Origin of the sequence: Rhodococcus sp. 1R11 (genome assembly GCF_004563845.1) — a bacterium.
Lineage (GTDB): Bacteria > Actinomycetota > Actinomycetes > Mycobacteriales > Mycobacteriaceae > Rhodococcoides.
The window spans coordinates 181,328-194,713 of the sequence record NZ_SPNG01000010.1 but is presented as its reverse complement, the minus strand read 5'-3'; the positions used below and the strand labels follow the sequence as shown (position 1 = coordinate 194,713).

General features: G+C 65.7%; 13 protein-coding genes and 1 pseudogene. 8 read left to right on the top strand and 6 right to left on the bottom strand.

Annotated elements, in window-relative coordinates; translation table 11 throughout:
- The first annotated feature begins 10 nt into the window (after nt 1-10).
- The gene (locus E4P29_RS18380; RefSeq protein WP_135046610.1) at nt 11-658 is read left to right on the top strand and encodes a response regulator transcription factor; all 648 of its coding nucleotides are present in this window, start codon (nt 11-13) and stop codon (nt 656-658) included.
- Nucleotides 659-663: 5 nt separating this feature from the next.
- On the opposite strand, the gene E4P29_RS18375 is transcribed toward E4P29_RS18380, so the two are convergent.
- Nucleotides 664-1,863 (bottom strand): GNAT family N-acetyltransferase, encoded by a 1,200-nt coding sequence (locus E4P29_RS18375; protein ID WP_135046609.1) that lies wholly within the window; start codon nt 1,861-1,863, stop codon nt 664-666.
- 75 nt (nt 1,864-1,938) lie between these two features.
- Between E4P29_RS18375 and E4P29_RS18370 the strand changes: the two genes are divergently transcribed.
- Nucleotides 1,939-2,742 (top strand): RNA methyltransferase, encoded by an 804-nt coding sequence (locus E4P29_RS18370; protein ID WP_135046608.1) that lies wholly within the window; start codon nt 1,939-1,941, stop codon nt 2,740-2,742.
- On the top strand, nt 2,739-3,002 hold the full coding sequence (locus E4P29_RS18365; protein ID WP_135046607.1) for a DUF2537 domain-containing protein: 264 nt from the start codon (nt 2,739-2,741) through the stop codon (nt 3,000-3,002). The genes E4P29_RS18370 and E4P29_RS18365 overlap by 4 nt, the downstream gene beginning before the upstream one ends.
- 98 nt (nt 3,003-3,100) lie before the next feature.
- Here E4P29_RS18365 and E4P29_RS18360 read toward each other — a convergent pair whose 3' ends face one another.
- The 5 genes from E4P29_RS18360 to E4P29_RS18340 all read right to left on the bottom strand — a co-directional run bounded on the left by E4P29_RS18360 (nt 3,101) and on the right by E4P29_RS18340 (nt 8,040).
- Nucleotides 3,101-3,868, bottom strand: coding sequence for a hypothetical protein (locus E4P29_RS18360; protein WP_135046606.1), 768 nt, complete (start codon nt 3,866-3,868; stop codon nt 3,101-3,103).
- 63 nt (nt 3,869-3,931) lie between these two features.
- Nucleotides 3,932-4,831, bottom strand: coding sequence for a septation protein SepH (sepH, locus tag E4P29_RS18355; protein WP_135046605.1), 900 nt, complete (start codon nt 4,829-4,831; stop codon nt 3,932-3,934).
- Between the two features lie 111 nt (nt 4,832-4,942).
- Nucleotides 4,943-5,614 carry a rhomboid-like protein gene (locus E4P29_RS18350; protein WP_135046604.1) on the bottom strand — a complete coding sequence of 224 codons (672 nt, stop codon included), beginning with the start codon at nt 5,612-5,614 and terminating at the stop codon, nt 4,943-4,945.
- Nucleotides 5,615-5,712: 98 nt separating this feature from the next.
- Nucleotides 5,713-6,834, bottom strand: coding sequence for a phosphoserine transaminase (gene serC, locus E4P29_RS18345; RefSeq protein WP_135046603.1), 1,122 nt, complete (start codon nt 6,832-6,834; stop codon nt 5,713-5,715).
- Between the two features lie 87 nt (nt 6,835-6,921).
- Nucleotides 6,922-8,040: a citrate synthase 2 gene (locus E4P29_RS18340; protein ID WP_032371300.1), complete on the bottom strand. Its 1,119-nt coding sequence runs from the start codon at nt 8,038-8,040 to the stop codon at nt 6,922-6,924.
- A 134-nt stretch (nt 8,041-8,174) separates the two neighbouring features.
- On the opposite strand from E4P29_RS18340, the gene pdxH reads away from it, so the two are divergent.
- The 5 genes and pseudogenes from pdxH (at nt 8,175) to E4P29_RS18315 (ending at nt 13,385) form a co-directional block, all read left to right on the top strand.
- Nucleotides 8,175-8,792, top strand: coding sequence for a pyridoxamine 5'-phosphate oxidase (gene pdxH, locus E4P29_RS18335; protein ID WP_135046673.1), 618 nt, complete (start codon nt 8,175-8,177; stop codon nt 8,790-8,792).
- Between the two features lie 5 nt (nt 8,793-8,797).
- Nucleotides 8,798-10,048: pseudogene (locus tag E4P29_RS18330) on the top strand (MFS transporter); the annotation flags it as partial.
- Between the two features lie 70 nt (nt 10,049-10,118).
- Nucleotides 10,119-11,048 carry an aldose 1-epimerase family protein gene (locus E4P29_RS18325; protein ID WP_135046602.1) on the top strand — a complete coding sequence of 310 codons (930 nt, stop codon included), beginning with the start codon at nt 10,119-10,121 and terminating at the stop codon, nt 11,046-11,048.
- A complete protein-coding gene (locus E4P29_RS18320; RefSeq protein ID WP_135046601.1) occupies nt 11,045-12,016 on the top strand; it encodes a carbohydrate kinase in 972 nt (323 codons plus the stop codon). Before E4P29_RS18325 ends, E4P29_RS18320 begins: the two co-directional genes overlap by 4 nt.
- 70 nt (nt 12,017-12,086) lie before the next feature.
- Nucleotides 12,087-13,385 carry a citrate synthase gene (locus E4P29_RS18315; RefSeq protein ID WP_135046600.1) on the top strand — a complete coding sequence of 433 codons (1,299 nt, stop codon included), beginning with the start codon at nt 12,087-12,089 and terminating at the stop codon, nt 13,383-13,385.
- Nucleotide 13,386 lies beyond the last annotated feature (1 nt).

Here is a 13,386-nt window from a genome sequence, read left to right as displayed (position 1 = left end):
AGGTGAGGGTATGAGCATTCGGATAGTGATCGCCGACGATCAGGCGTCGGTGCGCGAGGCGCTGGCGACGATGCTCGATCTGATCGACGACGTCACCGTCGTCTCGACCGCGACGGACGGCGACAGCGCGGTCGCCGCAGTTCAGGCCGCGATGAGTACCGAATCCCTCGATGTCGTGCTGATGGACCTGAGGATGCCGGGTACCGACGGGATAGAGGCGACCCGAATCCTGAAGGGGCTCTTCCCCGATCTACCCGTGGTGGTGTTGACCACCTTCTCCGACGAGCGCTCGATACTCGATGCGCTCGGTGCGGGCGCGCGCGGATATCTCACCAAGGACGCCGGACGGGTCGAGATAGCGGCGGCATTGCGGGCAGCGGCTGCCGGGCAGGCGGTGCTGAACCCGGAGGTGCAGGCCCGCCTGCTCGGAGCCGTCGAGCACTCCCGTCCGCCCGAGATCCCAGCTGGTTTGACCCCGCGTGAGGTCGAAGTCCTACGCGCGATCGCTGCCGGTCTGTCGAACCGCGAGATCGCGCAGCAGATGTTCGTCAGCGAAGCGACCGTCAAGACGCACATCAACAATTTGTTCGCCAAAGCCCGACTGCGAGATCGAGCGCAGGCCGTGCACTTCGCCTTCACGCACGGGCTCGCGGGATAGTCGCGTCAGAAACCCCAACCCATGACGGCGGGACGGTCGGTACCGAAGGTCAGATCGAGTGCGTGCAGGGATTCTTCGTTGCGGGCGGTGAGGCGATTGGCCGCGGCGAACAACCGGGCTCGGTGGGTACCGAAGTAGATGCTGGCGAGCACATCGATATCGAGTTCGATGTCCGGCTCGGATTCCACCCGAGTGCAGGTGGCTCTGCCGTCCGTGATGGTCAGAGAATAGGTACCGCCTGCGTCGAGGAAGGGATCCCGGACGGCGATGGTCAGTGATGTGTCGAGGGCGTAGGTGCGCGCCTCGAGTGCAGCCTCGACGTGCATGATGCGGGCCCACAGAGCGTCGTGGTGAGCGGTGACCTTCGGCAGCCGGTTGTTGGTCAGCAGGAACGGCAGCGCCTCGTCGCGTGCCTGCCGTACCTCGATGGTGTCCACCAGGTCCACACCGACGAGTATCTGCCAGAGCGCGGCGTAGGCGTCGTCGGTCACCGCGATGAATTCCTCCACCACGACCCGACTCGGGTTGCGTCCGCGTCGATAGGCGACGTATCCGTCGGGATGGACGACGAAGAACAGTGCGGTCAGCCCGCCGCGGCGATTCTCGCGATCAGCGAAGAACCGTTCCCACCGAATCGGCGGCTTGGGTTGCGCGCCCGCGGTCTGCTGCTGCCACCGGTGATAAATATCGGGTAGCAGTTCGGTGGCCTCGGCCGATTCGATCAGGCGCACCCCGGTCGCCGGGGGAGCGTCCTTACGGAACTGAGCGAATCGACGGTCGATCGAGACGCTGATTTCCTCGGTCACCGGGCCGTACCCGAAGCGTCCGTAGATCGTCGCCTCGCTTGCCGTCAGCAAGGACAACGGTGCGCCGGCGTCGTTCAGAGCGCGATGCTGCTGGGTGAACATCGATCGCAGGATGCCGCGTCGACGATGTGTCGGTGCCACCGACACCCAGGACACTCCCGACGCCTCGACCTGCGCGCCGCCGGGAACGGTCACCGACATCGGGAAGTGCATGGCCACACCCACCGGGGTCTCGCCGTCCCACGCCAGGTAGACGTGCTCGGACTGGGTCAGGATCTGCGTCTCGGCCAGGTCCTCGGCGTTCTGGTGTTCACCGAAAGCATGGGCGTCGAGCAGCGCGACGGCATCCCAGTCGTCGTCGGTGGCGGTACGGATGGTGATCGATTCGTCGGTAGTCATCGCTCACAACTTTTCCATACCGGGGTGGTGGTTCGCCGAGGGACTGCCAGAAATGCCGGGTGAGAAGATGAGCAGGTGGTGCATGTAATCGACATCGACGATCCCCTCGACCCGCGGCTCGACGACTTCCGCGATCTCAATTCCTCGGACAGGCGCCCCGATCTGCCCGAGGGCAAAGGGTTGGTGATCGCGGAGGGCGTGCTCGTCGCGCAGCGCCTGCTGAGCTCGCGTTTTCCGATGATCAGCCTGCTCGGCGTGGATCGGCGGCTCGACGCGTTGCGCGAGGACCTCGCCGATTCGGACGTCCCGTTCTATCGGACGTCCGCGGAGGTGATGGCCGAGGTCGTCGGCTTCCACCTCAACCGTGGCGTCTTGGCGGCGGCGAACCGACCACCGGCCCTCGATCTGGACGAGGTGCTCGACGGCGCGAGGACGGTGGCGATTCTGGAGGGCGTCAACGATCACGAGAATCTCGGGTCGATGTTCCGCAATGCGGCCGGTTTGGGGGTGGACGCGGTGTTGTTCGGTGCCGCCTGCGCCGATCCTCTGTACCGACGGTCTGTCCGGGTGTCGATGGGGCATGTGCTCCGCGTGCCGTTCGCGAAGGTGCCCGAGTGGCCGCGCGGGCTCGATCGGGTGCGGCGGCACGGGTTTCAGCTGATTTCGCTGACACCGAACCCGGAGGCGGTGTCCTTGGCGACGGCGATGACGGGGGAGAAGGTTGCGTTGCTGCTCGGTGCCGAGGGGCCCGGTCTGACCGAACATGCCATGCGCGCCACCGACATCCGTGCGCGCATTCCGATGGCTCCCGGTACCGATTCGCTCAATGTCGCGACGGCCGCGGCGATGGGCTTCTACGAACGGGTGCGTCTGACGTGAAAGATTCGGACGTCCGCTGGACCGGTGTCCCGGTTGCTGTGATCTCGGCGATCCTCGTCGCGGTGGCACTGACGGCGTTCGGCCTGGAACTGGCCCGAGTTCATCCGCTGCTCGCGATCGGCCTCAACCTCGTCGTCGTGGCGGGCGCAGCCCCGACGGTACTGCGGTGGCTTGTGATTCCGGTGTGGCGCTGGGCCGTGTACGGAGCGAGCGCCGGTGCACTGCTGAGCTTCGTGGCACTGGCGGCGCTGGCGTTCTGAGACGACGCCGAGCGCGGGCAGGATTGCACACTACCGGCGACGATCGGCGGAATCCCGTCGATTGTCGGTCGTTGCGTGCAACGGCGCCCACCCAGCCACTATTTGCGGGAGAACCAACGCTTCTTCGGCCGCGGTGCGGGCTCGGCCGATTCCGCTGCGGGTGCATGCTGAACCGGCACGTTCTGGGGCTGCGGCTCTTGCCCCGGCACGTACATGGTGAATCCGCAGACAGGCAGCGCATTCGGGTCGAGCTCGCCGGGCCGCGGGGCACCGGTGTAGCGGAAGCCGAGCCATTCGGCGTTGGCGGCTTCGGCGAATTCCTGGGGGTGGAACGGCAGTGACTGCGGATCCGGCATCACTCCGGGCGGATAGATCAGCGGGTGGTCACCGGCCCAGAACGGACGCTCCCACACCAGAGGCAGGCCCACGTCCTCGTAGATGTAGACGGGGGTGGCGCTGAACGAGCGTCGGAATTCACCGCGCTCCCAGTAAGCGAACGCACCCCAGGCATGCTCGGGGTCCGAGGCGACGAGGTAGGTGTGCTCGGAGGCCAGAGGGCGGGTGACGGACTCGGGAAGTGTCGACGGCGTCGGTACCGACAGGTTGGATCCGCAGACTACGGTGACGCCGGGGTAGCACCCGATGAACACGTGACCGTCGTCCACGCCCGCCGAGGTCGAGATGGGTCCCTGCTCGAGAGGGACGGCCGTGAGATGGGGGTAGAGCCGTCCGACGAGCGCACTGGCGGCGTTCCAGTCGGAGGTGGTGGCTTCGCGCAGTACCGATATGGGATCCGGTGCGTCCACGTACCAGATCGTTGATGCTTTGGCCCCCACTACCGGCACCTCTCTCTCCGTGACTTCCATCGAAGCCTACGGTGTGGGTGTCGACACTCCGACATCGCGCGGCACATCGGTCACACGAAGAAGTCAGTTGTGACCGCTGCTGCGCACACCGAGCAGGACGTCTTCCCACGACGGCATGGCCGGCTTGCCACGCTTGTCCTTACCGCTGGTGTGGGTGGGTGCCGTTCTGGGTGCGGGCTTGGGCTCCCTGGCCACTGGTTCGCGCGGCTGCTCGGGCTCTGGAGTCGGCGCATCGTCCACCTCGACGTCGATGGTCTCGGCGTCGATCTCACTGTCGGCGGTGGTGCCGTAGTACTCGTCGAAACTCTGCTGCGAGGTCTCGTCGTCGGAGTCCTCGGCGGAGGCGAGTGCACGTACCGGTGCCAGGCCGCGGAGTTGACGTCCGAAGTCGGGGTCGATCAGTTCGCGTGCGGTGTCGTCGAGTGGTGCGATGGTGCCGCCGTGACCGTCGGGCAAGAACTGCCAGTGCGCTTTGTTGGTGGTGCGCCCTGCCTGCCACTTCAGCTGCGCGACCCACTTGTTGTCCTCGTCGCGCCAGGCGTCCCACGCCGCGTCGTCGAGGTTGTGTCCGCGAGCGCGGAAGGCGAGGGTGACGATGTCGAGCAGGGTCTGCACCGCCGGGCCGTCGTGCCGCAGCGGATGCCCGGCCTGGGCCATCGACGCTGCCTGCGAACGCTCGAGCAGTACGGGGTGCGCGAACACCTCGACTCGGCTGATGGCCATTCCGGAATCTGCGGCGACCTGTTCGATGGTCGCGCCGCTGCGGATACGGGCCTGGATTTCTTTCGGCCGGAGCAAGCTGTCCATTTCGATCTCAATCTGTCCTAGTCGAGCGATGTCTCCGCGTGAGGCTGCGCGGAGTTTGTCGTCGGCTGGAAGCCGGAATCTGTCGCCGGTTTTGGGATCTGCGCACACGACGAACTTTCCGTCGGCCTCGAGACCCACCACACGTAAGTCTCGCACCTTGACCTCCTCATCGCGCCGGCTCGCGATACCGTCGAATTCGAGCCTAGTTCACCTGCCGTATTCGGCGGGTGTCCGACACGCCTCGCGGCGGCGGCGTTGGTTTCTTCCTCAGAGAGTAGACAGCTGCGCGCTCGGTTGCACACGATCGGTCGAAGTCGATCCGATTCGATTGCGCAACAACGGCATTGCGTCTCGACGAAGAAAGAGCGCGCCGAGTCCTAGTCCGATGGTCAGCGCCAGTGCATGGCCGGCCGCGGTGAACGAGGGTTCCGTGACGGCACCGACCGCGACAACGGCGATCCACGATGTGGCCCACACCGCGCGCCACGGCATCGCCAGGTACCGAATCAGCGACCCCGCCACCGCCGCTGCGGCGTAACTGACCCCGACGTCGACGGCCACGGCCAGCGAGTCGGCGAACCAGTCGACGTGGATGCCGACGAACAGCCCGACTGCCACCAGTGCCGTTGCGCCGATGTGCCCGGCACAGAACGTGAGCAGAAACCGGCGCCACCCCGAGACCCACTCGGCGACGGCGAACAGGATCGCGACCGAGGCGAGCCACCACCAATCGGGCCTGCCTTCGGTGAGGAAGGCGCTGGTGACGAGCGTGGCGAGATGACCGTCGGTGAGGTTGTGCAGGTTCGTGCTCGCGGCGTGCAGGACATGCCAACGATCGTGCGGCCCGATCTGCCCCAGAGTGACGGTTCCTGCGGCGGTGAGCATGCAGTAGACGAGCGTCACTCGAAGTCGTAGAACGACGGACAGGAGCCTGGACATACGAACGCTCCCTCCGAGGTCGTTACGCTTGCGTATTTTGTAGCAAGTGTAGGCCTCGAAGGGAGCGGTGGAGCTGTGAGTGCGCTGTCAGGAACCTGCTAGCCCAGCGTGGAGACGACCCAGTCGATGCTCTTCGTCAGTGCGGTGATGTCGTCCGGCTCGATGGCGGGGAACATACCGACTCGCAGCTGGTTGCGGCCGAGCTTGCGGTACGGCTCGGTATCGACGACGCCGTTGGCGCGCAGGATCTTGGCGACCTGGGCCGCGTCGACCTTCTCGTCGAAGTCGATCGTGCCGACGACCTGGCTGCGGTGGTCCGGATTCGCGACGAACGGCGTTGCGAATTCACTGTTCTCGGCCCAGTCGTACAGGCGTGAGGACGAGTCCGCGGTCCGCTTCGTGGCCCAGTCCAGGCCGCCCTGGGAATTGAGCCATTCGATCTGGTCTGCGAAGAGCAGAAGCGTCGCCACTGCGGGGGTGTTGTAGGTCTGGTCCTTGCTGCTGTTGTCGACGGCGATCGGCAACGACAGGAAGTCCGGTACCCACCGGCCACTGGAGGCGATCTCGTCGACGCGGGCGAGCGCGGCCGGGCTCATCAGCGCGACCCACAACCCACCGTCGGCGGCGAAGCATTTCTGCGGAGCGAAGTAGTAGACGTCGGAATCGGCCACGTTCACCGGCAGACCGCCGGCACCGGAGGTGGCGTCGATCGCGATGAGGGCGTTCTCCGAGCCGGCCGGACGGCTGACCGGGATGGCCACGCCCGTCGAGGTCTCGTTGTGGGCCCAACCGATGAGGTCCACGGACGGATCCGACGTGGGCTCGGGCGCGCTGCCGGGCTCTGCCTTGACGACGATCGGATCGCCGATGAACGGGTTGTTCTTGGCCACCGAGGCGAACTTCGAGCTGAACTCACCGTTGGTCAGGTGCAGCGACTTCTCCCGGATGAGACCGAACGCAGCGGCATCCCAGAACGCGGTGGTACCACCGTTGCCGAGCACGACCTCGTAGCCCTCGGGCAACGAGAACAGGTCCTTCAGCCCACTACGTACGCGACCGACGACGTCCTTGACGGGCTTCTGGCGGTGGCTGGTGCCGAACACGGACGCACCGACGTCGACCAGGGACTGCAGCTGCTCGGGGCGAACCTTGGACGGGCCGCAACCGAAGCGTCCGTCGGCGGGAAGAAGATCGGCGGGAATGATCGGCAAATCGGCCATGGAGTAGCGCGTCCTAGCGTCGATGGAATATGGCACCCGGAAGGTTAGTCGAAAGCCAAGCGTAGTCGGGTGCCACGGCTTCCTCGACTACCGGATCAGCTCCCAGCCGTCGACGGAGTCGGGGGTACGTGGTTCGGGGCCGGTGTAGAGGGCGGCAGGGCGCACCAGCTTGCCCAGGCGCTTCTGCTCGAGAATGTGAGCGCACCAGCCGGCGGTGCGTCCGCAGGTGAACATCGCGGGCATCATGTGCGCGGGCACCTCGGCGAAATCGAGGATCACGGCGGCCCAGAACTCGACGTTGGTCTCGATGGCACGATCGGGGCGGCGTTCGCGCAGTTCCGTCAACGCGGCTTGTTCGAGCGCGGCGGCAACCTCGTAGCGCGGAGCGTTCAGGCGCTTGGCGGTGGCGCGCAGGACGCGGGCCCGGGGGTCCTCGGCGCGGTACACGCGGTGCCCGAAGCCCATGAGCTTTTCCTTGCGGTCGAGGATTCCGGTGATCAGCGCACGAGCGTCACCGGTCTTCTCGACTTCCTCGATCATGGGCAGCACGCGGGCCGGCGCGCCGCCGTGCAGCGGGCCGGACATCGCGCCGATGGCTCCGGAGAGACATGCTGCGACGTCTGCTCCGGTGGAGGCGATGACGCGGGCGGTGAACGTCGATGCGTTCATGCCGTGTTCGGCGGCCGAGACCCAGTAGGCGTCGATGGCGGCGACGTGAGCGGGGTCGGGCTCGCCCTTCCAGCGGACCATGAAGCGCTCGGTCACGGTGGCCGCCTGATCGATGCGGCTCTGCGGGACGGCGGGCTGGTAGATCCCGCGAGCGGACTGCGCGACGTAGGACAGGGCCATCACCGAGGCGCGGGCCAGATTGTCGCGGGCGGTGCTGTCGTCGATGTCGAGTACCGGCTGATATCCCCAGATGGGAGCGAGCATCGCCAGGCCTGCCTGGACGTCGACGCGGACGTCGCCGGTGTGGATGGGCAGGGGGAACGGTTCGGCCGGTGGCAGACCGCGCCCGAATTCGCCGTCGACCAACAGTGCCCACACGTCGCCGAAGGTGACGCCCTGTGCAACGAGTTCTTCGATGTCGACTCCGCGGTAGCGCAGTGCGCCGCCGTCTTTGTCGGGTTCGGCGATGTCGGAGGTGAAGGCGACCACACCTTCTAGACCGGGAACGAAATCTTCGGGAACGTGTTGAACAGCCATGGTCTGTGGACTCCCTCGTCGCGACTGCGCCCGGCTCTGCGCCGCATCCGGGCGTGCTTGCGGAAACCATAGCGAGCTTTTACGCGGGAGTAGCGTCTGGGTTCGTGTCTGCAGACGAACAGCGCCTGGCCACCATGCGAGTGGACTACGGCGAGCCCAAGGATCTCGACGTCGACGCCCTGAACGACGGCTGGTTGCCACTGGCCCGGCAGTGGCTCTCGGACGCTGTTGCGGCGAATCTGCCCGAGCCCAACGCGATCGTGCTCGGCACGGTCGACGCCGCCGGTAGGCCCGCGACCCGCACCGTCCTGTGCAAGGACCTCGACGCCGAGGGCGTGGTGTTCTACACCAACTACGACTCGGACAAGGGCCGCGCGTTGGCATCGACGCCGTACGCGTCCATCACCTTTCCGTGGATCGGCATCGCCCGTCAGCTCACGGTCCGCGGACCGGTCACCAGAGTCGACCGCGACACCACCGAGGCGTACTGGCGGACGCGACCGCGCGGCTCGCAGCTGGGGGCATGGGCGTCGGAGCAATCGCGAACCGTCGCGTCTCGTGACGCTCTCGCCGCGCAACTGGCCGAGGTCACCGCGACGTTCGACGGACGTGAGGTGCCGGTACCGCCGAATTGGGGCGGCATCCGCGTCGAACCCGAGACCGTCGAATTCTGGCAGGGTCGAACCAGCCGCATGCACAACAGAATTCGAGTGCTGCCGGCAAGCGGTGTGATCGAGCGACTGCAACCGTGAGCGGACTGCGCGGCATCCTGGCCGACACGACCCCGCTGAAGACTCCCGCATATCGCCGCCTGTGGCTGGCGAACATCGTCACCGTCATCGGCGCGCAGCTGTCGATCGTCGCTGTGCCGCAACAGGTTTATCAGATCACCCTGAGCTCGGCCTACGTCGGCTTGACGGGCGTGTTCGCTCTGGTGCCCCTCATCGTGTTCGGGCTGTGGGGTGGGGCGCTCGCCGATGTGATGAATCGCCGCACCCTGCTGATGGTCACCACGTTCGGCCTGATCGGAACCTCGGGACTGTTCTGGCTGCAGGCGTTCCTCGAGCTGAACGACGTGTGGATAGTGTTGGTGCTGTTGGCAATTCAGCAGGCCTTCTTCGCGGTGAACCAGCCGACCCGCAGCGCGCTTCTCCCACGAATCCTGCCCGCCGAGCAGCTTCCTGCTGCGAATTCGCTGAACATGACGGTGATGAGTTTCGGGGCCATCGCCGGCCCGCTCAGTGCTGGCATTCTGATCGCGCGCATCGGCCTCGAGACCCTCTACCTCATCGACACCATCGCCCTGTTCGCCACGCTGTGGGCCGTGATCCGGTTGCCGGGAATTCCTCCGGCCAAGTCCGGTCAACGCGCCGGATTACGTTCGGTATTCGAGGGTTTCGCGTATCTCGCGACCCAGAAGGTGCTGCTGGCCTCGTTCGTCGTCGACATCATCGCCATGGTGTTCGGCATGCCCCGGGCACTGTTCCCCCAGATCGCGCACGAGAGCTTCGGTGATCCTGCGTCGGGTGGGCCGGTGCTCGGCATGCTGTTCGCGGCGATGTCCGCGGGAGCGGTGCTCGGTGGAGTGTTCTCCGGTTGGCTACCGCGCGTGCGGCGTCAAGGCCTGGCGGTATTGATCTCCATTGTCGTCTGGGGTGTGGCGATGATCGGATTCGGACTCGCCGTCGGTGCGGCGACCGACGGAGCGACGACCGTTGCCCTGTGGTTCGCACTGGCGTTTCTGGCGCTCGGTGGTGGTGCCGACATGATCTCGGCGGCGTTCCGCAGCACGATGCTGCAGACGGTGGCGACCGACGAGATGCGCGGCCGACTCCAAGGCGTCTTCATCGTCGTCGTCGCGGGAGGGCCCCGAATCGGCGATGTTCTGCACGGCGCGGCAGCGGCCTCGGTGGGAACGGCCGCGGCGGCCGCAGGAGGTGGTGTGCTGGTGGTCATCGGTGTCTCGATCGCGGCCCTCGCACTACCGGCCTTCATTCGCTATCGAGTCGGCGCCATCGTCGGTGGCAAGACGGCGGACGGCAAGACGGTGGACGACACCGTCGTGGACAATGGCTCGCATGGCTCCCACAGCTGAGGCGCAAACGTATTCGTTGACGAGCGGCAAGTATCGCGCCGACGTCGCTGCTGTCGGAGCGGGCCTGCGGGTCCTCGAGTACGACGGCTCACTGCTCACCGAAACGTGGGAGGCGGGCACCAAGCCGCCGCTGTCGGCGGGACTGGTGTTGGCCCCGTGGCCCAATCGAACGGCCGACGGGACGTTCACGTTCGAAGGCGTCGAACATCGGTTGGAGATCACCGAACCGGCCCGCAACAACGCGAGCCACGGTTTCGTCCGACGGGTGAAGTGGACTCTCGACGAGCACACCGAGTCTCGCGTCGAGCAGAGCGTGGACATCGGTACGCACGAGGGTTGGCCGTTCTCGTTGCGATTGACGGTGGCACACGAGCTGTCCGACGACGGTCTGACGGTGACTGCGTCTACGACGAACACGGGCGAATCGGCTGCGCCGTACGGAATGGGATTCCATACCTACGTGCGGGTGGGGGACGTACCGCTCGACGAATGCACGCTCGAACTGTCCGCGGGTACGCGGCTACCGCTCGATCCGGTACGCAATCTGCCCGTAGGACTTTCGGTGCCGACGGCCGATACCGAGTACGACTTTCGGGAGCCTCGGAACCTCGAAGGCGTGCAGCTCGACACTCCGTTCAGTGCCTCGGTGCCGGACGTGGACGGACGCGCGAAGCACACACTGCGTGGCCCCGACGGCACCGCGACGGTGCTGTGGACCGACAGTAACTTCGGGTGGGTGCAGGTGTTCACCGCCGATCCCGCCAACGATCAGGCGTACCCGGATCGGGGACGTGCGTTGGCGATCGAACCGATGACCTGCCCGCCCGACGCGTTGAATTCCGAGATGGATCTGATCGTGCTCGACCCGGGTCAGACCTGGTCCGGCAGCTGGGGAATGGAGTACGAGAAGTGACGATTCTGGTGTGCGGCGAAGCATTGGTGGATCTGGTGCCGGTGCACGAGGGGCCGCTGCTCTCACCGAAACTCGGCGGCGGGCCGTTCAACGTCGCCATCTCGATCGGCCGGTTGGGGTCGCCGGTTGCCTATCTCTCCCGTATCTCTCGCGACTCGTTCGGCGAGCAGATCCTGGCGAGTCTGCGCGATGCCGGTGTCGACATCTCGTGGGTGCAGCGCGGTGACGAGCCGACGACGTTGGCGATGACGACCCTCGCCGAGGACGGCAGCGCCGAGTACTCGTTCTACGCCGATGGCACGGCCGATCGACTCGTTGCCGATCCCGGTGATCTGCCCGACGAGATCAGCGTTCTGTCCTTCGGCACGTTGTCGCTGCTGTACGAGCCCGGCGCATCGGTGTACGCCGAATTGCTGCATCGAGCTCGGGCCGCGGGCAAGCTGACCATGCTCGACCCCAACATTCGCCCGGCCGCCATCGACAGCACCAGCGGCGACATCACCGCGGACGGATTCCGCGACCGCTTTCGGTCCTGGTTGCCGAGCATCGACATCCTCAAGGTGTCCGAGGACGACTCGCACTGGCTGGGACTGGGCACCCAGGGGACCACCGTCGACGACTGGCTCGTCGCCGGGGTGACTGCTGTGGTGATGACCCGCGGTGGCGACGGGATTTCGGTCTTCACCGCGTCGGAGGAGACGACGGCAACGGGAGTCACAGCAGCCGACGAGGTGTCGGTGCCGGGAGTCGCCGTCGACGTGGTCGACACGATCGGCGCTGGTGACACCGTGCACGGCGCACTGTTGAGCTACCTGGAAAAAGAGACCATTATCACATCGAAAGCGGTAAGGGAGATGACCGGGGAGGATTGGCGGCAAGCTCTTTCGTTCGCTGCCAAGGCAGCCGCGATCACGGTTTCACGACCCGGTGCCGACCCTCCCTGGGCGTCCGAGGCACCGAGAGACTAGTTTCACTATCGACGTAAGAACTGTCCGTTTTAAGTACGTGTCCGTTACACGAGTTCGAGAGGGACCATTCGTGCCCGCTGAGAATGATGCCAAAGCCACCCTCACCTACCCCGGTGGCGAATATTCCATGTCGATTGCCGAGGCCACTGAAGGCAACAACGGTATCGAGCTGGGAAAGCTGCTGGCGACCACCGGTTACACGACGCTGGACGGCGGGTTCGTCAACACCGCGTCCACCAAGTCGGCCATCACGTACATCGACGGTGACGCGGGGATCCTGCGCTACCGCGGTTACCCGATCGAACAGCTTGCGGGCAAGTCGTCGTTCATCGAGGTCAGCTACCTGTTGATCTACGGGGAGCTGCCGTCCGAGGACGAGCTCGAGACGTTCACCGACCGCATCCGTCGCCACACGTTGCTGCACGAGGACCTCAAGCGTTTCTTCGACGGCTTCCCGCGCAACGCTCACCCGATGCCGGTGCTGTCGAGCGCGGTCAACGCACTGTCGGCGTACTACCAGGATTCGCTCGATCCGAACGATCCCGAGCAGGTCGAGCTCTCCACCATCCGTCTGCTGGCCAAACTGCCGACCATCGCGGCGTACGCCTACAAGAAGTCGGTCGGTCAGCCGTTCCTGTACCCGGACAACTCGAAGAGCCTGGTCGAGAACTTCCTGCGCATGACGTTCGGCTTCCCCGCCGAGCCGTACGAGGTCGATCCCGAGATCGTCAAGGCACTCGACATGCTGCTCATCCTGCACGCCGACCACGAGCAGAACTGCTCCACTTCGACGGTCCGCCTCGTCGGATCCTCGCAGGCCAACCTCTTCACCTCGATCTCCGGCGGCATCAACGCACTGTGGGGCCCACTGCACGGCGGCGCCAACCAGGCCGTGCTCGAGATGCTCGACAAGATCAAGGCCGAAGGCGGCGACGCCACCGACTTCCTGCGTCGAGTGAAGAACAAAGAAGACGGCGTCAAGCTCATGGGCTTCGGACACCGGGTGTACAAGAACTTCGATCCGCGCGCGACGCTGGTCAAGGAAACCGCACACACGATCCTGGGCAAGCTGGGCAACGGCGACGAACTGCTCGAGATCGCACTCAAGCTCGAAGAGACCGCGCTGACCGACGACTACTTCGTCGAGCGCAAGCTGTACCCCAACGTCGACTTCTACACCGGCCTGATCTACCGCGCGATGGGCTTCCCGCCGCGCATGTTCACGGTGCTGTTCGCGATGGGTCGTCTCCCGGGCTGGATCGCGCACTGGCGCGAGCAGAACGAGGACACCACCGGCAAGATCGGCCGCCCGCGCCAGATCTACACCGGCTACACCGAGCGCGACTACCAGGACGTCAGCTCCCGCTAGC